Source organism: Azoarcus sp. PA01, from assembly GCA_001274695.2.
GTDB lineage: Bacteria > Pseudomonadota > Gammaproteobacteria > Burkholderiales > Rhodocyclaceae > Aromatoleum.
Genome location: LARU01000002.1, coordinates 1,169,055 through 1,190,294 on the forward strand (window position 1 = coordinate 1,169,055; position 21,240 = coordinate 1,190,294).

Genomic DNA, 21,240 nt, shown 5'->3' on the forward strand with positions numbered 1-21,240 from the left:
GACTGCGGCGCCGACGCGTCTCCACGTCTGCCCCCGTCGTTCGTTGCGCACGCTGCTTCGCCCGGGGCCGAATAGAATGAAGCCCCTCGACGAATTTCCCGCTCCGCCGATGCCCCCGCCGCCATTCCCGTCCCTGTCGGCCCCGATGTGGGCGAGCGCTTTCCGGCCGTTCTATCTGCTCGGCGCACTCTATGTACCACTGCTGATGACCGTCTGGACGGGCGCGTATCTCGGCATGTGGAGCATGCCGGTTTCAGCCGCGACGCCGCTCGCGCTGTGGCATGGCCACGAAATGCTGTTCGGCTTCGCCGCGGCGATCATCAGCGGCATCCTGCTGACCGCGTTGCCGAGCTGGGCTGGCACGCCGGAAATCCGCGGCGGCGGGCTCGCGCTGCTGGTCGCGCTGTGGCTCGCCGGCCGGCTCGCGTACTGGATGGCGCCATGGCTGCCGCCGCTGTCGGTCGCGGTCGCCGACAGCCTGCTTTTCGCCGCGATGTTCGTCATGCTCGCGCCGCAACTGTGGCGCGCGGCGAACGCGCTCTACCTGCTGCTGCTGCCGATCCTCGCCGCGCTCTTCGGCGCGAACCTCGCCTATCACATCGGAATTGCCGCGGCCGACGCCGCCCTGGCCGGCCTCGGCCTGCGCGCCGGCGTCTATGCGGTGATCGTGCTGTACGTGCTCAAAGGCGGCCTCCTGACGCCGATCTTCACCGGCAACGCGCTGCGCGAGAAAGGCCGCGGCGACCAGGTGCCGTTCCATGCCGGGCTCGACGCCGCGGCAGTCGTCGTCGTCGTCGTGCTCGCCGTGCTCGATCTCGCGGCAGCGCCGGCGCACTGGACCGGTGCCGCAGCGTTTGCCTGCGCGTCGATCCACGCGTGGCGGGTCGCGCGCTGGCAGGGGTGGCGCGTCGCCGACGTGCCGCTCGTCCTCGTCATGCACCTCGGCTTCGCGTGGCTGATTTTCGCGTTCGCGCTGAAAGCCGCCGCCGAACTGACCGGCATCGTCCCGGAAGCCGCGTGGGTGCACGCTTTCACCGTCGGCAGCCTCGGCATGATGATGGTCGGCCTGATGGTGCGCGTGAGCCTGCGCCACACCGGCCGCCCGCTCGCGCTGCCGAACGCGATGCGCTTCGCCGGCGTGCTGCTGTTCGCCGCCGCGCTGGCCAGGCTCGCGGTGACGGTCCACGAGCTCGGCGCGTGGGCGGTCGCGATCGCGGCGCTGCTGTGGAGCACCGCGTTCGTGATCTACCTCGCGCGCTTCGGCACGATCCTCGTCGGTCCGAGCGTGGCGCGCGGCGGTGGCAAGCGCTAGGGCGAGGGCGAGGGCAAAGCTCCTACGCGCGTAATCGGTCCTGCGGAGCAACCGGACCGATTACGGCAGCCGGACCTGCTCCCCGTCCGGGCGATACATCAGCAGATGGCTGACCAGGCCGCCCTGGATCGACTTGATCATCGATTCGAGCGCTTTCTGTACCGCCTCGTCGCTCGGCTCGCGGTCGCCCTGTCCGCCGAGGCAGCCGACGAACACCATGTCCCAAGGTTTCCCCATGCGGCGTGATTCCTCGACGAGTTCGGCGAAGCTGTGGATTTCGTCGGTCTTCTTGTCCACGTACATCACCGGGGCGAGCGCGCCGCCCTGGCCGTTTTCGAAGCGGCGCTTCTCTTCCGGCGTCGCGCCTTCGGGCAGTTCCGCCCGCGCGAAAACGAACAGCAGCCGCTGCGGTTCGGGCTGCTGCCGCGCCGCCGCCAGGAGACTTTCAAACCCTGAAATGACCATTTTCGTGCCCTTGCCGTGATGGGAATTGATGGGAATGAAGCGCATTCTGGCACAGCGCGCCGGGCAGTTCCTTACGCGTCGCTTCGTCAGCCCGCGGCAACGGCTTTCGCAAGCGCTTCGAACGGAATCAGCACGCAGCCGTGGCGGCTGCGGTGCTGGCGCACCGGCTCGAACACCGCCAGTTCGGCCCAGCCGTCCGGCCGCTCGCCGCCGGCGAGCATCGCCGCGACCGCGGCGCGCAGCGCGTCCGAGTCGGCGGCGGACAGGCCGACGCCGTGCAGGCCGATCACCGACGCGGCGGCGCGGCACAGCAGGCAGCCTTTCACCTCGTGCGCGAGCGCGACGATCCGTCCGTCAGCGACGCTGACTTCCATGCGCACGCGGTCGCCGCACACCGGGCTGTCGCGCATCGCCGAGCCCGACGGCGCGTCGAGCCTGCCGGCGCCGCACGCCGCTGCAGCGAGCTCCTTGATGCGCTGGTTGTAGAGCGCTTCGATCACGTGACCGACTCCTCGACGACGCCACTGCCGGACGGGGCGACCAGCGACGCTTCGGCCTGCGCGAGATCGCCGGGCCGGTCGACATCGACGAAAATCGCGTCGTCGTCGATCGCGACCCGCTTCACGCGCTCGGCGTTATGTTCAAGGAGGCTGCGGGCGCCCTGGTCGCCGGCGATCTGCGCCATCGCGGCGAAGAACTCGCGCGGCCACAGGATCGGGTTGCCGCGGCGGCCGCCTTTCTCGGGCATGACGATCGCCGGGGCCGCAGGGTCGAAGGCCGCGATGAGGCGGTCGACATGTTCGGCAGTGATGCGCGGCATGTCGCCGAGCAGCACGATCACCGCGTCGATGTCGTCGGGTAGCGCCGCGATGCCGTGGCGCAGCGAACTCGACATGCCTTGCGCATGATCGGGATTGGGGACGAGTGTTGCGCCGCTCGCCGCGAGCGCGCTCCCGACCGCTTCGGCCTCGTGGCCGACGACGACCGTCACCGACTCGGCACACGACGCGCGCGCCGCATTGACGGCACGCAGCACCATCGGCACGCCGCCGACCTCGATCAGCAGCTTGTTCGCGGCGCCCATGCGCGCCGACCGCCCGGCCGCCAGCACGAGCGCGGCAACGCGCGGGCCGGCCGACCGGGACGCGGTCGGCGTGGAGCCCGCGCCGTCCTCCGGCTCTTCGACAGCCTCGTCGTCCGCTTCGAGCGGACTGCGGATCAGGCCGCCGACGCCCAGGCGCATGATGTCCTCGCGCGTCGGCGTGAGCCCGGCGAGCAGCCGCTGCAGCACCCAGTCGAGGCCGTTCGTGCGCCGCGAGCGCCCGCAGCCGGGCAGGATCACGACCGGCACGCGGCCGACATGCGCGAGCACCAGCATGTTGCCGGGTTCGACCGGCATGCCGAAATGGTCGATTTGTCCGCCGGCGGCCGTGACCGCGGCGGGCGCGATATCGTTGCGGTCCTTCGCGACCGTAGCCCCCGAGACGAGCACCAGCTCGCAGCCGGACGCGAGCGCCTGGCGCACCATCGCTTCGAGCGCCGCGCGCTCGTGCGCGCAGCGCAGCACCAGCGCGAGGCGGCTGCCGAGCGCGTCGAGGCGATGGCGCGTTGCAGCGACGGTTCCGGCGAAAATGCTTTCCTTCATGCCGGCCAGCTCGCTCATGATCAGCGCGACGCGATGCGGCTTCAACTCGGCGACGCGCAGCAGCGGACCGGCCGAGGCGATCTCGCGGCACGCCTCGATCAGGCGCGCCGGCACCGCGAACGGGATGATCTTGACGGTCGCGACGACCTGGCCCGGCCGTGCGACCGCGTGCTGCGGCAGCGTGCCGATCGCGACCGCTTCGTCGAGCAGGTTGAGGCGATCGATGCGCTCGACGTCCAGCTGCACGAGGCCGCGCCGCGACGCGTGCAGGTTGCAGCGGCCGGTGTAGGGCCGGCGCGTTTCGGCATTCGTGTCCGACCCGGCGAGCAGCGCCGCGATCTGCGCCGCCGCGGCGTCTTCGGCGACATCGTCGGGCGCGAGGCGCGCGCCGAGGACGCTGTCGATGCCCGCGTCACGCAGCCACGCGAGATCGGGCGCAACGAGCGTGCGGCCTTTTTTCAGCGTCCTGCCGCCGACTTTCAGCGTATGCGCAAGCATCACGCCGGCGGCCGCGTCCGTGTCGAATTCACCGAAAATCATGAGGTTCTCCGGGACCGTGGCGGGTCCGTTGCGCGCACGCCGAAGTCATGTTGCGCGATGCCTCGCCTGGACCACTTGGGCGAGGATCGCGACGGCGATCTCGGCCGGGGCGCGCCCGCCCAGATCGAGCCCGACCGGCGCGTGGATGCGGGGGATCGCGTTTTCGAGCCCCGCTTCGGTGAGCCGCGCGACGCGCTTCGCGTGCGTGCGCGTGCTGCCGAGCGAACCGATGTAGAAGGCGTCGCTTTGCAGCGCGACGATCAGCGCCGGATCGTCGAGCTTCGGGTCGTGCGACAGCGTGACGACGGCGGTCTGCGCGTCGATGCCGAGCCGCTCGAGCGCCTCGTCGGGCCATTCGGTCGTCACGCTGACGCCGGGCAGGCGCTGCGGCGTCGCGAACGCGCGCCGCGGGTCGACGACGGTCACTTCGAAGCCGGCGATCGCGGCCATCGGCGCGAGCGCCTGCGCGATATGCACCGCGCCGACGATGACGAGCCGCGGCGCGCTGACGTGGCAGCGCGCGAACAGCGCGCCGTCGGCCGACGCGAGCGCGCCGCTGCGGTCGGCACGCAGGCGCTCGCGCGTCTCGGCGAGCTGCGCCGGCGTCAGCGCCAGTGTGCCGCAAAACCTGTCCTGGTTTTCGTTTGCGCTTTCCGCTGCGTGCACCAGCGCCGCTTCGCCGTCGGCGAGCCGCGTGACCACCGCGACCGGCCGCTTCGCGCGGCGATCGGCGAGAAGCTGCTCGAACATCGCCGCTTTCATTCGATCCGCTCCACGAGAACCTGCACCCGGCCGCCGCACGCGAGCCCGACTTCCCACGCCTGCTCGTCGCTGACGCCGAACTCGAGCACGCGCGGGCTGCCGTCGGCGATGACCTCTTGCGCTTCGCTGATCACCGCGCCCTCGATGCAGCCGCCCGACACCGAACCCAGGAACGCTCCGCTCTCCTCGATCGCGAGATGGCTGCCTTCGGGCCGCGGCGACGAACCCCAGGTGCGCACCACGGTCGCGAGGGCGACGCCCCGCCCGGCCGCGCGCCAGCGCCGCAGCTGCTCGAAAAGTTCGTCGTCGGTCGCGGGCGCGGCCGGCGTCGCGTCGCGCGCCTGCGGCAGCGTCGCGGCGCGCAGCCGCCGCCCGATACCCATGATGCGCGCGTGCGCGTCGATCCGATCGGCGAGTTCGGCGATCCCTTCGCCGCTCGTCGCGACCGTGCGCAGCACCGGCACCGTCCAGCGTTCGTCACGCTGCAGCGCGCCGCTCGTCTGCAGGTCGAGCATCGTGCGCGCGGCGAGCGGCGAGTCGCCTTTGTTCACGACGAGGATGTCGGCGATCTCGAGAATGCCCGCCTTGATCGCCTGCACTTCGTCGCCGAGTCCCGGCGGACACACAACGACGTTCGTGTCGGCGACGCGGCTGATCTCGACTTCGGACTGCCCGACGCCGACTGTTTCGACGATGACGACCTCGAAGCCGGCAGCGTCGAACACGTCGACGAGCTGCGCGGTCGTGCGCGACAGGCCGCCGAGGTGGCCGCGCGACGACAGCGAGCGGATGAACACGCGCTCGTCGGCGCCGTGCCCGCCCATCCGTACGCGGTCGCCGAGCAGCGCGCCGCCGCTGACCGGGCTCGACGGGTCGACAGCGACGACGGCAATGCGCCGCCCGCGCGCGAGCAATTCGCCGAGGAGCGCGTTGATCAGCGTCGATTTGCCGGCGCCCGGGGCGCCGGTGATGCCGACGACGTGGGCACGGCCATGATGCGACGCGAGGCGCACAAGGAGTTCGGCCGCACCCGGGCGGCCGTTTTCGACTGCAGTCAGCGCGCGCGCAAGCGCCGGACGCGCGCCGCCGATGACTGCGGCCGGATCGATGTCTTCGGAAAAGCTCATCGCTGCAGTGCCATTTGTTTGACTTCCAACCATCTTGCCCGTGTGCGCGCCCTCGCGCAACCGCCCACGCAGCGTCAGTGCCGGGGAAACACCAGCCCGAAATCCTCGACGAAATCGGCCAGGCCGGCATCTTCGAGGTCTTCGAGCGTCCTCAGCATGTAAGGATGCAGCTTGCCGCAGCGCACCAGCGGCGCGACCTGCGCGAGCCCGCCGGCGAGCACCGCGGCGAGCGCGTCGCGGTCGGCGACGAGCAGCATCGCGAGGTCGGCGTCGAACTCCCCGCGATAGCCGCGCAGCGCGACGCTCGCGCCCTCGGCCGTGCCGCGCCACACGAGCACGCTGCCGCGGCGCGCGGCGAAATCCGCTTTCGTCAGCACGCCGATCGATGCGTCGGCCGCGCTTACGCCTTCGCGGTCGAGCATCGCTTTCCACGCTGCGCAGTCGAGAAGCGCGTCGCTCATCGCATCGTCGCCGCAGTCGTCACGCAAGGCCGCATTCAGGCCGGCAGCATCGCCGTGACCTCGATCTCGACTTTCGCGCCCTTCTCGACGAAGCCGGCGACCTGCAGCGCCGTCATCACCGGGAAATGCTTGCCGATCAGCTCGCGGTACACGGCGCCGATTTCAGCCAGACGGGCGTTGTACTCGACGCTGTCGGCGAGATACCAGTTCATCCGCACGATGTGGGCCGGACGCGCGTCGGCGGCGGCGAGGATCGCGACGATGTTGCTCAAGGCCTGGCGAATCTGCGCGACGAGGTCGTCGCTGCGGAACTGCTCCTGCTCGTCCCAGCCGACCTGGCCGGCGACGAACACCATGCGCCCGCTGGCGACGATGCCGTTCGAATAGCCTTTGGGGCGTGCCCATCCGGGCGGTTGCAGAAATTGCATTGTCGTTTTCCTCGTTGTTGGGGTCGGTGCGGCAACCAAATACCGTTCGGGCTGAGCCTGTCGAAGCCCTGCCACCGCCCTTCGACAGGCTCAGGGCGAACGGTTGAAGTTGATTGCCGGTTTAACAGAAACGCTCAGATCCGCACGCCGAGCCGGTAGCCTTCGTGGATCGCGGCGTCGAGTCCGCGCGCGATGACCGCGTCGCCGGCGCCGTGCAGCTCATCGACCATCCACTGGAATTCGTGGAACAGGTCGTGGTTCGCCTGGCGCGGCCCGGAGACGATGACGGTGTCGGCTTCGACGAAAATCTCCTCGCCTTTTCCGTTCTTCACCGTCGCGCCTTCGGCCGTCACTTTCGTCAGCACCGACGAAGTCAGCGTGCGGATGCCGAGCTCCTCGATCCAGGCCGAATGGCGCCACTTGAACGACGGCATGACGTCGCCGGCGATGCGCTTGTCTTCCTCGACGAGCACGACTTCGTGGCCCTGCTTGCACAGCGACTCGGCCAGCGTCAGGCCGATCTTGCCGGCGCCGACCATGATCAGGCGCTTGCCCGGCGTCACCTTGCCGGTCGCGACGTCGAGCGCATCGACGAGCTGCTCATGGCCCGGGATGTGACGGTAGGCTTTCATGTCGGTGCGCGAGCCGGCAGCGACGATGCACACGTCGAACTGGTGCAGGATGCTGCGCATGAACTTCGCGTTCGCTTCGGTGTTGAAGCGCACGTCGATCTCCATCTTGCGCGCCATCGTCTCGTAGTACTTGATCACCGAGATCAGGTCGTCGGGCCGCGCCAGGTCGTTCGCGGCGTACCCCGCGAGGCTGCCGCCGATGCGGTCGCCTTTCTCGAACACGGTCACCTCGTGGGCGCGGCGCTTCGCGGTGATCGCCGCTTCCATGCCGGCGGGGCCGGCGCCGATGATCATGATCTTCTTCTTCACCGCTGCCGGCGTGACGTGGTATTCGGGCTCGACTTCATGGCCGAGCGCCGGGTTCATCGCGCACGTGTAAGGCAGGTCGCGGAACAGGCGGGACAGGCAGTTCAGCGAGCCGATGCAGCGGCGCACTTCGTCGAGCCGGTCTTCGGCGGCCTTGTGCAGGAGCTCGGGGTCGGCGAGCATCGGACGGCACACTTCCCAGTAGTCGAACACGCCCTCGGCGATGCACTGGTTCGCCATGACCGGGTCGGGCAGGCGGTTGCCGAACGTGATCAGCGTGTTGGGGAAAAGCTTCTTCGCTTTCGCCGACAGGTAGTTCCAGTGGCCCGGCGCGACGTCGCGGCCGATCGACGACTCGGGCGCTTCCTGCCAGCCGACCGTCACCGAAATCATATCGACGCCCGAATCGACCGCCTGCTGCATCAGCTCGAAGCACTCGTCTTCGCTGTTGCCGCCCCAGCGGTCCATCAGTTCCGCGCCGTTCAGGCGCACGACGAGCGGATGCTCGGGTGTGGCCTGCTTGATCGAATCGATCAGCTCGCGCATGAAGCGGCCGCGGTTCTCGATCGAGCCGCCGTATTCGTCGGTGCGCTGGTTCGTGAAGCGCGAGTTGAAGTTCGCGAGCAGGTAGCCCATGAAGCTCGTCACTTCGGTGCCGTCGAAGCCGGCGCGGATCGCGCGTTTCGCGGCGTCCGCGTGCTGGCCGATGATCGCGCGGATCTGCTCTTTCGTGACTTCCCTGGGCGGGCGGAAATGCGGCAGCGTCTGCGGCACGACCGACGGCTGGATGCAGTAGCCCAGGTCGATGCCGCCGTAGCGCCCGGCGTGCAGGATCTGCTGGATCGCGACCGCGCCGCCGTCGTGGATGTACTGCGCGATGGTCTCGAACTGCGGCAGGAACTTGTCGTCGAACAGCGCCACCTGGCGGAAGTACGACTTGCCTTCGCCGAGCGGGTCGGGATACGCGCCCTGGTTCGTGATGATGCCGGCGCCGGTCGCGGCGATGACGCGCATGCGGGCGAGCTCGCGCGGCGTGATGTAGCCGTCGCGCGTGTTGTAGTTCGACACGCAGCACGCGCCGTACTTGACCATGTTCTTGGTCGGGTACTTGCCGATCTGGCCGGGTTTGAACAGGTGGGGGAGCTTGAGCTCGCCGGGTCGGGTCATGCGGGTCTCCAGTGGATTTCGTTGCTGATGAACGAAGCGTTGCAGGGATAGGGGTAAAAAACGGGAGTCGAAACGGGTCTGCAGGGCGCAGCGGAGCGCGCGCGGGAAAACTGCGCGACGTGCCCCGCTCGGTGCTGCCTGCGTCGCGCCGTCACGCAGCGACGGTCGCGGCCTTTCGTCCTTTCACCGGCGGAAGGGAATCCATGAACGCCCTCAGGCTGTCGCCCTGCATCTCGTGGATGAGCGCGACGACTTCGCCCAGCGACGAGGCGCACACGCACGAACAGGCGGCGGGGAAATCGATCCCGCGGTGCGCCTGCGGCACGGGCGCGTCGGTGGCCGCGTCGTCTTGCTCGAGTTCGCGAATGAGCATCATCACATTGCCCAGTGCTGTCATGGCCTTTCCTCCTTCCAGGAATCCGCCTCGTCATCGAGGCGGCTGAACATGGATTCAATATAGCCATGCGCTGTTTGCGGCACCCCCCCCATGCGGGAGGGGTTTGCGCGATGCTCAGCCGCGCGCCCTTTCGCGCGTGCGCGAAGGACATTCGCCGTACTTGTTGCGGTAGTCGGTGGCGAAATGGCCGAGGTGATGAAAGCCCCAGCGCATCGCGATGTTCGTCACGGTCTTGTCGGCCGACGAAGGGCTTCGCAGTTCCTCGTGCACGCGCGCCATGCGCACCGACTTGAGGTAGGCCATCGGCGTGGTGTTGCGGAATTCGCGGAAGCCGGCGAAAAGTGCGCTGGTGCTGACTTTCGCGTGCGCCGCGAGATCGCCGATCGTCAGCTCCTGGTCCGCGTGCGCTTCGATGAACTCCTCGACGCGCCGGACGTGGCGCGGCGCGATCGACTGCGGCGGGTCGAGCAGCGCGTCGCGGTAATTGTTCGGCTGCACCATCAGCAGCGTCGTCACGAGCAGATGTTCGATCTGCGCCATTGCCAGCGACGAGCCGAACATAGGCGCCTCGCGTTCGAGTTCCGACGCGAGATGCGACACCAGCACCTGCCAGCTCACGCCGCCCTGACTCGACATTTCCATGCCGAGCCGGAACTCGACCGGTTCGGACAGCTCGTGCCCGAGCAGTTGCGCGCAGACGCTCTCGAGCAATGCGCGGTCGATCCTGACCATGATCTGGTCGCAGCCGCCATACACCGTCTGCGACAGGTTCTGCGTCGGGGTCACGACCGACGCGAGCTCGGGCGTCGAGCGGATATGCTGGCTGCCGCAGTGGATGTCCGCGCTGCCGCCCATCGGCATCATCACCAGCACGAAGTCCTTCAGGCAGCCGGCGTCGATCTCCACCGTCGGGCCGTAGCGCAGCCGGTTCAGCGACACGCCGCGAATCCGCGCGTGCTGCATACAAGCGTCGACGGCGCCGCCGCGTCCGGCGATTTTCAGTTCATGCGGACAGAATATGTCGGCAACGCGGTCGCGCGCCTCTTCCGCATCCGTGGTCTGGAACAACGCGTAGCGGGAAAGCGGATCGCGCCCCCCCAGCGTCCTCACGAGCGCGTGGGTCATCCTTCATTCCTCCTCCGGACTGCATTCCCTGCCTCGTTATTTTTCGAAGCATGGGAATTCCAAGCTTGCGCAAGTTGGGGCTTGCGGCTTGGCCGTCGCGTGATCTCGTCTCGCCCGGTTCCTGCCGGCGATTCCACGCGTCCAGGATCCGGCCGATCGCGGCGGCCAGATCCTGTATACAGTACACAGGTATCGAGAGCAAGCGTTTCGCCCGTCCGGCCTGGAGGGGCGATGACCGCCGCCGCCGGCCTCCCTCAGGCCGGGACGAGCGCGAGCACTCTGAGCGGGCTGCCCGAGCCGTCGACGAGCTTCAGCGGCGACGCGACGAGCACCGCACCGGTGGCGGGGAGCTGGTCGAGATTGCACAGGCTCGCGAGGCCGAACTTGCCGTTGCCCTGCATGATGTGGTGCGTCCAGAACGGCGGATCGAACGAGTGGGCCTGGCCGGCGTCGGTGCCGACGGTCTCGACGCCGACGCCGAGCACGTCGCGTTCGAGCGCGAGCAGTTCGGTCGCGTCGCGGTCGAAGCCGGGCGAATGCGGACCGTCTTCGCGGCAGTTCAGGAACTCGGCCGCGCCGACGCGCTTCGACCAGTCGCTGCGGAGCAGCACCCACGCGTTCGGCGGAATGCGCCCGTGCCGGCTTTCCCATTCGAGCAGCGCGTCGCGCGTCAGCAGGTGGTCGGGGTTCGCCGCGGCCTCGCGGCTGATGTCGATGACGCAGGCCGGGCCGACGAGGCGGCGCGCCGGGATCGTATCGACCGTTCCTTCGCTGCGACCCTTGCCGCTGATCCAGTGCACCGGCGCGTCGAAGTGCGTGCCGGTGTGCTCGCCCATGCGGATCGTCCGCCAGTACCATGCCGGCCCCTTGTCGTCATAGTGGGAGATCGTCTCGAAAGTCACCGGCGGCGAATTCGAGAACGGCTCCGGCAGGCCGAGCACCGGCGTGTCCGGGCCGAGCGGCTGGGTCAGGTCGACGACCTGGACGCTGCCCGCGGCGAGCGCGTCGACGAGCTGCGTCAGGACGTTTTCATTCGTTGACATGTTGTTCTCCTCGGTTTCATTGTCGGGGTGCCGGAAGCCGGCGTTTCCGTGGTTGAGCCTGTAACTCAGCCTGTAACTCAGCGCCTGAAGCGCGGCGCGCAGCTCGTTACCGGGTCGTACGCGCCGGCCTTGAACATCAGCACGCGAAATGCATAGTAGCCGGTCAGCTGCGCGCCCGAGACCGCGAGCATCCACGCGAACTGGCGCGGCGCGAGCGCCATCATCAGCGCCGACACGACGAAGCCGAGCCCGATGACGAGCGGGATGAACCAGCGTGCGAAGCGGCCGCGCAGCAGCAGGCCGACGGCGGCGCGGCCGGCTTCGGAGCCGTAGCGCGCGCCGTGCAGCATGCTCAGCACCGTGACCAGGCCGAGGAGCATCAGCGCGATCGCCGCGGCCTGCAGCAGCCGCGTCGCCTCGCCGTCGGCGGCGAGGAACGGCGTGTTGAAACCGAGCACCAGCGTCAGCAGCACGCCGTTGAGCAGCGCGTAGATGAGGCTCGCGATCGGCATCAGGCCGGTGTTCCACAGCGTGATCGCCGACGAATGCGACATCGCGAAACCCTGGTACACCATGATCACGAAACACGCCAGCAACGCCACTGCGCTCACCAGTTCCGACACCGCGCCCGGCAGGAACGGGCTCCTGACGTCGAGAACGTGCAGCGCGCCGGCAGCGGCGAACACGACGATCGCGAGCAACCCGCGGCTGACCCACGAGCTGCGCACTTTCGTCAGCGCGCGCCAGCCGCGCAGCGGCTGGCCCAGATGCAGCAGGTGGCCGCCGGCCTTGCCGAACAGCACCATCAGCAGGCCGACGGTCATGCCGGTGACGAAATCGAAGAACTGCGACACGAAATACAGCCCTGCGCCGGCCTCGCCGAAGAAGAACGCGGTCGCCATATGCACACCCCACGCCTTCTGCATGCGGAAACCGACGCGGAAATCGTCGCTCGCGCCGCGCACGTTACTCGCCATCATCGGAATTGCTCCTTTGTCGCTGCGGATCAGTCGATATAGAAAACGCGCGGATTGGTGTTCTTGTCGGCCAGCGGCTGACGCGCCCGGTGCTCCTGGATGAGCTGCCGCACGCGGCTTTGCGCGTCGTCCAGATCGCCGAAGATGCGCGCTTCGGTCGGACAGGTCGCGACGCACGCGGGCTCCTGGCCGGCATCGACGCGCTCGTGGCAGAACGTGCATTTGACGACCGTGCCGACGGTGAAGCGCGACAGGCCCTGCTCCTCGAACGGCGTAAGCCGCCCGTTGCCGAACAGCCCCTCCTGCAGCATCTCGGGCTCGAGGCGCGTGCGCTGGTCGTACGGACAGGCGACGATGCACGAGCCGCAGCCGATGCACTTGTCGCGATCGACCATGACGATGCCGTCGGCGCGGGTCCAGGTCGCGCCGGTCGGGCAGACGCGCTCGCACGGCGCGTCCTCGCAATGGTTGCAGATCGTCGGGACGTAGGTCCGCGTCGCGTGCGGATACTCGCCGACCTCTTCACTGAGCGTCTTCGTGAAGAACACGCCGTTCGGCAGACTGTTCTCCTGTTTGCACGCGACCGCACAGGCGTTACAGCCGATGCAGCGCCGCAGGTCGAAAACCATGCCCCATTTCGCCATCAGTGCGCCCTCCGCTGCCCGAACACCGAATTGCCCGCGGCGATCCCGGGCGGCATCGCGGCGAGCTTCGTCAGCTTCACTTTCGCGACCGTCTCCGGCTGCCCGCTGCACGCGTCAGTGTGTTTCAGATTCGCCGGCAGCAGCTCGTTGAAGTTGCCGCCGCCGTGACGCACGCCGGTGTTCTGCGTCGCGACCCTCGACAGCGCGTTCGACACGCACACCGCGTCCGGATGCACGCCTTCGGACAGCGCGACGCGGCCGACGATGCTGCCGTACGGCGACTCGATGCGCACGATGTCGCCGTCGCCGAGGCCTTTGCCTTTCGCCGTCGCCGCGTTCAGCAGCACCGCGGTGTGCACCGGGTCCTTGAACACGATGTCGTTGATCCACGGGTTGCCGATGCTCTCGCCGAAGTTGATCTGGATGTCCTTGAACGTGATCGCGTACAGGTCGAAGCCGGCCGGCTCGAGATGCACCGGGTCGAGCACCGCGGTCGGCAGCGGCTGGTAGTCGCCCCATTCCCATTCGTCGCGGATCGACACGTCGGCCGCTTCCATTTTCGCGCGCAGCTCGTCACGCGCGCGGACGATGTCCTCGATGTAGAAGTGCAGCCGCATGCCGTCCCACGGCCGGTACCACTTCTCGGGCCGGCGCGGCGTCACCGCGTGACCGTGCTCGACGTACCAGTCGAGCCCTTTGCCGTTCCACAGGAGGCCTTTGCGCTCGGCGATGTCGCGGTCGGTGTATTTGCGGTTCGGTTCGAGCAGCAGCTCCGGCTTCTGGTGGAAGCCGTTGACGAAGTTCAGGATCGTGTTCCAGGTCTCGAGGATGCCGAGGCGCTCGGAGATTTCGTAGAAGATCTCCTCCTCGCTCTTCGTGTCGTACAGCGGCGGCGTCGCCGGCTGGCGCAGGCACATCCCTTCGTGGTGCGGCGGCTCGATCATCGTCATGTTCCACGACTCCATCAGGTCGTGCGCCGGCAGGATGATGTCCGCCCATTCGTTCGACTCGTTCGGCAGGATGTCGATCGCGACGATGAAGCGCATCGCGCGCATCATCTCGTACCATTTCTCGCGGCTGCCGGAGATGTTCCACAGCGGGTTCGAATGGCACAGCAGCATCGTGTCCGGCGTGTAGTCGAGGCCGAACTTCTCGGCGTTCGCGAGCGTGTGTTGCGTGAGATGCCCGGGATCGACGCCGATCGGGAAATAGCCCATCAGGTGCGTCTCGTTCGGCGGATACGAGAACGGCACTTCCGGGTGCAGCTGGTGCGGCGCGGTCTTCATCATGCCGTTGTCGCCCGCGACGATCTGCCCGACGCCGCCGCGGATCTCCTCCATCTGGTCGTCGAGCGTCGCGCCGACGTGGCCGCCGGGCGCGTCGATCGCGCCGACGAGGAAATTCACCAGCTTGAACGCCTGGTTCGCCATCGCGCTGTACTTGTGCCCTTGCGCGCCGCGGTAGTAGTTGTATGCGGCCGGACGCAGCGGCAGCAGGCGCCCTTCGATCTCGATGAACGAGCCGATCTGCGCCGCTTTCGCGAACTCGCGCGCGATGCGGCGTGTCGTCGCGGCCGGCACCGTCGTCACCGCTTCCATCTGCTCCGGCGAGCATTCGTCGAGGATGTCCTTGAACGTCTGGAACGCCGGTTCGCAAGGCTTGCCTTCGACCTCGAAGCGGCCTTCGAGCGCGAACTCCTTGATGTCCGGGTCGTCCCACAGCTTCGCGCAGTGGTCGGCGGCATCCCAGACGTAGATCTTGCCGTCGGCGTTGCGGACGAAATAGCCGTCCGGGCCGACAAGATACGGCGCGTTCGTGTCTTTCGTCAGGAACTTCGCGTCGTAGAGTTTTTCGCTGACGAGCACATGACACAGGCCGAGCGCGAACTGGCGGTCGGTCGCCGGGCGGATCGGCACCCACTCGTTCGCTTTCGCCGCGCCGATCGACAGGCGCGGCTCGACGACGACGACGCGCATGTTGCGCTCGACGCGCGCTTTCGCGACGTGGTTCGCCTGCGCCGCAGTGTGCAGGTGCGACGAGAAGCCGTCCCCACCGCCGTTGTTGATCCAGTAGTTGCAGTAATTGACGTCGTTCGCGGCAGCGAATGCCGAATGGACGAAGCCGTTCATCGGGTGATAGCCGCCGCCGCAGAAGTTGCCGACCGACGAAAAGTAGTTCGCGTTGCCGAACGCCGCCGGCCACGCCCACAGGAAGAGCTTCTGGAAGTTGTTGATCGCCGGCAGCAGCTTGCGCCGGTCCTCATCCATCGTCCGCTTGAGCTCCCGCCCGACGATGTCGAGCGCCTCGTCCCAGCCGATCGCTTCCCATTTCGGATCGACGCCCGGCCCTTTGTCCGGATTCGTGCGGCGCATCGGCGTCCTGAAGCGCGCCGGGTCGTAATGGCGCAGGATCGCCGCGTTGCCTTTCGGGCACAGGCGGCCGTTGTTGCTCGGGCTGGTCGGGTTGCCTTCGACTTTGTTGACGATGCCGTCGTCGGTGATGTGGATGCGGGTATTGCACGAGTGGATGCACATCTTGCAACTGGAATTCAACCACTTCCCCGGCTTCATCGAATTCTGCACAGGCTGCGTCGGGTTCTGCATTGCAGCTCCTCGTTGGAATTTCAAGACTGCTCACCGTGTTGAAGTTATGGGAGTCGCCACGGGGCAGCTATCCCGTGATTGCGGCACCTATCCCGGAAATGCCCGTCTTTCGAAGGCCCGGGAAAAACGCAGCGCACAAACTGCGGGCGCAGGCCGCGGGTTTCCGGGGCATCGGGAGCGCGCTTCCACTGTCGCAGCTGCCGGCAGTTGCCCGCAGTTGCAAATAGGTCCGCTCGCCGGCAGCATGCGGACGGGCATCAGCACCTTCCCGCCCACGTTCCTGTCGCGCCCTGCATCGCGCCTTCCAACCCGCTGCCCCGATCGATGAACCACCGCGAACGCTTTCTCGATCTGCAATCGGTGCTGCAGCAGCACCAGTCGCTATGGCGACCGCAGCCGTTTCACGTCCGGCGCCCCGCATGGTGCGATCGATGGCCGGCGCTGGCCGATGCGGTGCTCGGGCTCGACGAACCGACGCTCGAGCGATTCACCGCCGATCCCGCCGCGTGCCAGATGTGGCTCGCGCCCCGGCTGCCGGCAGCCGCCAGCCTCGAGCCCTTGTGCGACGTGCCGCAGCTCGTCCCGCGCGTACTGCCGCCCGTCGGCACCCGCTTCGACTGGTCGATTCCCGGACGCAAGCGCGAGCAGATCGAAGCGTTCGCCGCGCACGGGCACGCCGCGCATGCGCCGCTGCTGGAGTGGTGTGCCGGCAAAGGGCACCTCGGGAGACGCCTCGCGCTCGCCGACCACGTGCCGGTCCGCTCGCTGGAGCTCGACCCGGCGCTGTGCGAAGCGGCGCAACGCCTCGCCGAACGCGCGGGCGTCGAGCAGACCGTGCTGTGCGCCGACGCGCTCGCCGCGCGCTCGCGCGAACACGTCCGCGACCACGCCGTCGTCGCGCTGCACGCGTGCGGCGAGCTGCACCGCACGCTGGCGCGCTCGGCAGCCGCCGACCACGCGCACAGCTACCGGATCGCGCCGTGCTGCTACCATCTCGGCGCCGACGACGGCTACCGCGCGCTGAGTTCGCAAGCTTCGCTGCCACTCGACGCCGCGGCGCTGCGCCTCGCGGTGACCGAAACCGTCACCGCGCCGCGCCACGTGCGCCAACGTCTCGCGCGCGACCAGGCGTGGAAGCTCGGCTTCATCGCATTGCGCAACGCGCTCGAAGGTGAGGCGATCCGCCTTTTCCGCCCGGTGCCCTCACCGTGGCTGTCGGGCGATTTCGCCGGTTTCTGTGAAGCGCTGGCGCGGCGCGAGCGCGTGCAGCTCCCCGCTGCGATCGACTGGACCCACTGGCTCGCGACCGGCGAGCGCCGCCGCGCCGAAGTGCGGCGCTTGGAGCTCGTGCGTCACGCGTTCCGCCGCGCGCTCGAGACCTGGCTCGTCATGGATCTCGCGCTCGGGTTCGAAGAGGCCGGGTTCGACGTCGAAGTCGGCAGCTTTTGCGCCCGCGCGCTGACCCCGCGAAATCTGATGGTGGTGGCGCGGCGACGGGAGATTTAGCGGCGCTGTCGCCGCGGCGGGCCGTGACGTCGTTCGCCGGGCATCGATTTCGCAGCCGGTGTGGTCGACCCTGCATCGGCCGCCGACCGACAATGCGTCTCATTACCCACATGAAAACGGGTTTGAGCTATGTTGAACGATGATTTCAAACGGCTGCTGCCCTGCCCCCCAAGGAGGACGTAATGAAAGGCGACAACCAGGTACTCGATCATCTGAACGCGTTGCTGGCAGGCGAAATGACCTCCGTGGATCAGTATTTCATCCATTCGAGGATGTACGACAACTGGGGACTGCCGAAACTGCACGAACGGATTGCCCACGAGATGTCGGAGGAACTCGAACACGCCTCCGGGCTCATCGCGCGCATTCTTTTCCTCGAAGGCACGCCGGATCTATCCAAGCGCGACCCGCTGCAGATCGGTCAGACGGTCCCCGACATGCTGAAGAACGACCTCGCTCTGGAATTGAAAGTCGTCGGCCACCTGAAGGAGGTGATCGCCTACTGCGAAACCGTCAAGGACTACCAGACGCGCGAGATCCTCGAAGGCATGCTGGCGGACACCGAAGAGGATCACGCCTACTGGCTGGAAAAACAGCTCGGTCTGATCGACAAAGTAGGGTTGCAGAATTACCTGCAGTCGCAAATGTGATCCCGGCGGGCGGCGAGGGGCCGGTGTTAAGCCAGGCGCGCGTGCACCGAACCCGCTCTGCCGGGCGACCGCCATTTAGCGCTGGTTTCCTCGCGCTGTCTTCCTCGATAGCCCCGAGCGCGTGATCGTCGATCGCACGCTCGGGAAGTCGCCGGCAGAGTGAGCTCGCAGCCCCCGGAGTCCCCGACGAACTTCGGAATCTCAGGACGTCTGCGCCCCCGCGGCCGTTTCGCCATGGAAAGCGACCACGTGGTCGGCATCGAGGCGGATTCCGATGGTCTCGCCGACGGGGTGGTCGTGGTGGCTCGCAACGAGGGAAAGCACCCGGGCCCCGCTCTTCAGTTTCAAGGTGTAGAGAAACTCCGCACCACGGAAAGCCTTGCCCACGACCTGCGCTTTCAAGTCGCTCACGTCGTCGAGCACGACGTCGTCCGGGCGTAGCAGGACATGTACCGGGCAGCCGCAGGGACAACCGGCGATGCATTCTTCGGGGACGGAACCGTCCAGGACCCCGAGCTCGATTTCCACCTGACGTGGGCCGCGCACCGCGCCCGGCAGGAATACGCCTTCACCGATGAAATCGGCGACGAAACGGTTCGCCGGGCGATGGTAAAGGTGATACGGCGAGTCCCATTGCTGAATACGGCCTTCGTGCATGACTCCGATTTCGTCTGCGACGGCGAAAGCCTCGTTCTGATCGTGCGTGACGAGAATCGCCGTCGTGCCGGTCACCCTGAGGATTTCGCGCACCTCGCGCGACAGTCGCTCGCGCAGATGCACGTCCAGATTCGAGAACGGTTCATCGAGCAGCAGAATCTGCGGCTTCGGCGCAAGGGCCCGCGCCAACGCGACGCGCTGCTGCTGACCGCCCGAAAGCTCATGCGGGAACGCACGCGCCAGCGCGCCGAGGCCGACCGTCGCGAGGACCTCCGAGACGCGCGCCGATCGAGCTTCAGCGGACTGCCGATGCAGTCCGAATCCGACGTTGTCGGCGACCGAGAGATGCGGGAAAAGGGCATAATCCTGGAACACCATGCCGACGCCGCGCCGTTCCGGGGGTATGTGGTGGCCAGGACTGCTGACTACCACGCCGCTCAGGACGATTTCGCCTGCAGCGATCCGTTCGAACCCCGCAATGCAGCGCAACACCGTGGTCTTGCCGCAGCCGGAAGGGCCCAGCAGGCACGCGATGCTTCCTTGATCCAACGAGAACGATAGCGATCTGACGACCGGCCGATCGCCGTAAGCGTACGAGACGTTTCTCAGATCCAGCAATGGCATGGGAGCAGGCGTCTCCTACCAAGAGCAGGTGGCGGGTTTGCACAAATGAAATTAATTATAATTCTCATTCTCAAAAAGGCGATGATTCCGTCCACCATTCGCTGGAGCGCAGACCGGATGGTCGGATCACGAGATGAGCCGGAGTGCTTTGCCGTGGCGCCGCCGGTGACGGCAACGCAGCCAGGACGCCGGTACCGCTGCGTTGCAGTGCGTCAGCCGCCCCTGCCGGGACAGCTGACCCACCTGTCAAGATGAATGCGACTTGTTATCATATGCACAAAAACCCGGAGCAAAGAATGAAAAAACCTGTCGTCATCACAGCGATCCTCGCCGCGATCGCGTTCGTTCCGCCCGCCTTCGCCTCCGGAGCAGCCGAACCGATCAGGCATTACAAAGGCGAACCGGCAAAGACGCTTCCTGAAGCCGTAAAGACCTTTTCCGAATACAACGCCAAGCTCGAAGCCATTCTCAAGGGCGATGTCAGCGATGCCGCGATCGCCGACGTGCATGAGTTGACGTACACGCTCGAAAACGCACTGGGGAAAATGAACGAGGAATTGACGAAGCTCGCCGAGACGCTGGAGAAGCTGCATCAGGCGTCCGAGAAGCTGGATCGCGAAGCCGTCATCCAGCACGGCGACGAATACCTTTCCGTTTCCCGGCAGGTCGTGAAGTAGAGGAGTGCGCGACTCTCGCCGGCTGCGGCGAGCCGGCCCGTCATCGCGAAGGCGCCGTGCATGCCCCGTTCAGCAACGGAACTGAAGGCTGTTCGCGATGCCGCGTGCAGCCCCCACGAAGCTGGTCGGAACTTTTCCCCGTCGACAATCCGTGTGACGCGCCAGGCGCCGCACCTCCCGCCTGAACGCGACGTATCCGTATCGATTGACTGGTCAGTTCAGGCAGACCGCTCCCTGACGCGTTTGACGATGCCCGGATACTGGAAGGTTATTTCGAGGAAAAGGAATGAACAGTCTTCGAGGGGCGCTCGGTGCCGCGCTCGCCTGCGTGGCACAAGCGGCAGGGGCGGCCGACCCTGCCGAGTGTCGGCACATCGACGAAGACGCCGCACGGCTGGCCTGCTACGACGAGGCGTTCCGAAGCGCGCCGACGGAAGTCGGCGCCGAGCAATACACCGCGGTCGACTTTCGCGAGCTGTGGGTCAACCTCAGTGGCCACAGAGGGAAAAAAGTCGAAGTCGAAGGCGAGATTTCCACGTTGGCCGAGCCCGGCCTCGTGTCCTTGGGGAAACGCTTGCCGAGCGCGAACACGATTCAGGTCAAAACCGACCAGCTCGACCGGGCGCTACGCCTGCGGATCCTCGAAGCCTGCAACCGTTCTTGCGCGGTGATCGTGAAAGGCGTGGTCTCGACGCGCGGCCAGAACCACATCCTCGCCGATGACATCGTGTTCAAGAAAGCGTTGACCCCGCAGGAGCGCCGCGAGCAAGGGCGGCGATAGTCACGACGGAATCGGCACCGCGCCCTTCACGTCGGCTGCGGCCAGCTCGCAGCACTGGCCACTATTGCGATTGCGGGAAATCGGCGCGGTGACGACACCGCCAGGCGCAGGGACGCGGTGACGGCGGTTCCCAGTGCCGGTCAGCCGCCGGCGCTCATGCGGCGGCACTCCTCGGCGCAGCGGCGACAGGCCTGAGCGCACTCCTGGCAGTGGGCATTCTGGTGCTTCGCGCACTCGTCGCCGCAGGCTTCGCAGACAGTCGCGCACAACTGGCAGACCTGCTTCGCAAACTCGCTGTCGCGCGCCATCGAGCCCGCTGCGAGGCGACAGACCGCGGCGCAGTCCATGTCGAGCGCGATGCAGCGCGCCATCATCTTGACGTCGGGCTCCTGCAGGCAGGCCGTCGAACAGTGGTCGCAAGCGTCGGCGCAGGCGTTGCAGGCTTCGACGCACGATGCGTATTTCTGATGAGCCATGGGACACCTCTTCAGTGAGTGGAAACGCCGGCTGCGCGGGATCCGGCTCGAAAACCGCCCGCGCGAAACGCATTTGCCGGTGCGGCTGCGCGAGCAAGAACGGGTCCGCGGCAGGACACGCAGCAAGGGTCGCGCGACAGTCGGCGTGATCCACGGCGAGCACCGACGTCGCGTCCGGGGCCGCGCAGCAGATTTGGCGCGCTGCGGCCGGCAGGTCTTGCATCGGCCGGAAAAT

21 protein-coding genes are annotated in these 21,240 nt (G+C 67.3%); 5 read left to right on the forward strand and 16 right to left on the reverse strand.

The genetic code is table 11. The features are described 5' to 3' along the window. The first annotated feature begins 76 nt into the window (after positions 1-76). Positions 77-1,312 (forward strand): NnrS family protein, encoded by a 1,236-nt coding sequence (locus tag PA01_06440; GenBank protein ID KON81291.1) that lies wholly within the window; start codon positions 77-79, stop codon positions 1,310-1,312. A gap of 60 nt (positions 1,313-1,372) precedes the next feature. On the opposite strand, the gene PA01_06445 is transcribed toward PA01_06440, so the two are convergent. The 14 genes from PA01_06445 to PA01_06510 all read right to left on the reverse strand — a co-directional run bounded on the left by PA01_06445 (position 1,373) and on the right by PA01_06510 (position 15,634). Next, positions 1,373-1,822 (reverse strand): ribonucleotide reductase subunit alpha, encoded by a 450-nt coding sequence (locus PA01_06445; GenBank protein KON82351.2) that lies wholly within the window; start codon positions 1,820-1,822, stop codon positions 1,373-1,375. 41 nt (positions 1,823-1,863) lie between these two features. Then, positions 1,864-2,277, reverse strand: coding sequence for an iron-sulfur cluster assembly scaffold protein (locus PA01_06450; protein KON81292.1), 414 nt, complete (start codon positions 2,275-2,277; stop codon positions 1,864-1,866). Then, positions 2,274-3,962 carry a molybdopterin-binding/glycosyltransferase family 2 protein gene (locus PA01_06455; GenBank protein KON81293.1) on the reverse strand — a complete coding sequence of 563 codons (1,689 nt, stop codon included), beginning with the start codon at positions 3,960-3,962 and terminating at the stop codon, positions 2,274-2,276. The genes PA01_06450 and PA01_06455 overlap by 4 nt, the downstream gene beginning before the upstream one ends. Positions 3,963-4,007: 45 nt before the next feature. Beyond that, complete coding sequence (locus tag PA01_06460; protein ID KON81294.1) at positions 4,008-4,724, reverse strand: XdhC family protein; 717 nt, start codon at positions 4,722-4,724, stop codon at positions 4,008-4,010. Then, positions 4,721-5,851, reverse strand: coding sequence for a methylmalonyl Co-A mutase-associated GTPase MeaB (gene meaB / locus PA01_06465; protein ID KAI5913058.1), 1,131 nt, complete (start codon positions 5,849-5,851; stop codon positions 4,721-4,723). The genes PA01_06460 and meaB overlap by 4 nt, the downstream gene beginning before the upstream one ends. A gap of 74 nt (positions 5,852-5,925) precedes the next feature. Continuing rightward, positions 5,926-6,312: a hypothetical protein gene (locus PA01_06470; protein ID KON82352.1), complete on the reverse strand. Its 387-nt coding sequence runs from the start codon at positions 6,310-6,312 to the stop codon at positions 5,926-5,928. Between the two features lie 35 nt (positions 6,313-6,347). After that, positions 6,348-6,740, reverse strand: a complete 393-nt coding sequence (locus PA01_06475) for a RidA family protein (protein ID KON81295.1) — start codon at positions 6,738-6,740, stop codon at positions 6,348-6,350. A gap of 134 nt (positions 6,741-6,874) precedes the next feature. After that, positions 6,875-8,845 carry an NAD(P)/FAD-dependent oxidoreductase gene (locus tag PA01_06480; protein KON81296.1) on the reverse strand — a complete coding sequence of 657 codons (1,971 nt, stop codon included), beginning with the start codon at positions 8,843-8,845 and terminating at the stop codon, positions 6,875-6,877. Between the two features lie 151 nt (positions 8,846-8,996). Next, positions 8,997-9,242 (reverse strand): hypothetical protein, encoded by a 246-nt coding sequence (locus tag PA01_06485; GenBank protein KON81297.1) that lies wholly within the window; start codon positions 9,240-9,242, stop codon positions 8,997-8,999. Between the two features lie 114 nt (positions 9,243-9,356). Continuing rightward, positions 9,357-10,367: an AraC family transcriptional regulator gene (locus PA01_06490; GenBank protein KON81298.1), complete on the reverse strand. Its 1,011-nt coding sequence runs from the start codon at positions 10,365-10,367 to the stop codon at positions 9,357-9,359. A gap of 254 nt (positions 10,368-10,621) precedes the next feature. Then, entirely contained in the window at positions 10,622-11,410 is a 789-nt protein-coding gene (locus PA01_06495; GenBank protein KON81299.1) for a cyclase family protein, read from the reverse strand. 77 nt (positions 11,411-11,487) lie between these two features. Then, the gene (locus PA01_06500; protein KON81300.1) at positions 11,488-12,390 is read right to left on the reverse strand and encodes a dimethyl sulfoxide reductase anchor subunit; all 903 of its coding nucleotides are present in this window, start codon (positions 12,388-12,390) and stop codon (positions 11,488-11,490) included. A 26-nt stretch (positions 12,391-12,416) separates the two neighbouring features. After that, on the reverse strand, positions 12,417-13,031 hold the full coding sequence (locus PA01_06505; GenBank protein ID KON81301.1) for a 4Fe-4S dicluster domain-containing protein: 615 nt from the start codon (positions 13,029-13,031) through the stop codon (positions 12,417-12,419). Continuing rightward, entirely contained in the window at positions 13,031-15,634 is a 2,604-nt protein-coding gene (locus PA01_06510; GenBank protein ID KON81302.1) for a molybdopterin-dependent oxidoreductase, read from the reverse strand. Before PA01_06510 ends, PA01_06505 begins: the two co-directional genes overlap by 1 nt. A 324-nt stretch (positions 15,635-15,958) precedes the next feature. Here PA01_06510 and PA01_06515 point away from each other — a divergent pair, with 324 nt between their 5' ends. Both PA01_06515 and bfr read left to right on the forward strand, forming a co-directional pair. Next, on the forward strand, positions 15,959-17,140 hold the full coding sequence (locus PA01_06515) for an SAM-dependent methyltransferase (protein KON81303.1): 1,182 nt from the start codon (positions 15,959-15,961) through the stop codon (positions 17,138-17,140). Positions 17,141-17,322: 182 nt separating this feature from the next. Then, a complete protein-coding gene (bfr, locus tag PA01_06520) occupies positions 17,323-17,790 on the forward strand; it encodes a bacterioferritin (GenBank protein KON81304.1) in 468 nt (155 codons plus the stop codon). 201 nt (positions 17,791-17,991) lie between these two features. Here bfr and PA01_06525 read toward each other — a convergent pair whose 3' ends face one another. Next, entirely contained in the window at positions 17,992-19,071 is a 1,080-nt protein-coding gene (locus tag PA01_06525; GenBank protein KON81305.1) for an ABC transporter ATP-binding protein, read from the reverse strand. A 296-nt stretch (positions 19,072-19,367) separates the two neighbouring features. Between PA01_06525 and PA01_06530 the strand changes: the two genes are divergently transcribed. Both PA01_06530 and PA01_06535 read left to right on the forward strand, forming a co-directional pair. Continuing rightward, the gene (locus PA01_06530) at positions 19,368-19,748 is read left to right on the forward strand and encodes a hypothetical protein (GenBank protein ID KON81306.1); all 381 of its coding nucleotides are present in this window, start codon (positions 19,368-19,370) and stop codon (positions 19,746-19,748) included. Between the two features lie 286 nt (positions 19,749-20,034). Further along, a complete protein-coding gene (locus PA01_06535; protein ID KON81307.1) occupies positions 20,035-20,529 on the forward strand; it encodes a hypothetical protein in 495 nt (164 codons plus the stop codon). A gap of 140 nt (positions 20,530-20,669) precedes the next feature. Here PA01_06535 and PA01_06540 read toward each other — a convergent pair whose 3' ends face one another. Further along, complete coding sequence (locus tag PA01_06540) at positions 20,670-21,005, reverse strand: four-helix bundle copper-binding protein (GenBank protein ID KON81308.1); 336 nt, start codon at positions 21,003-21,005, stop codon at positions 20,670-20,672. Positions 21,006-21,240 lie beyond the last annotated feature (235 nt).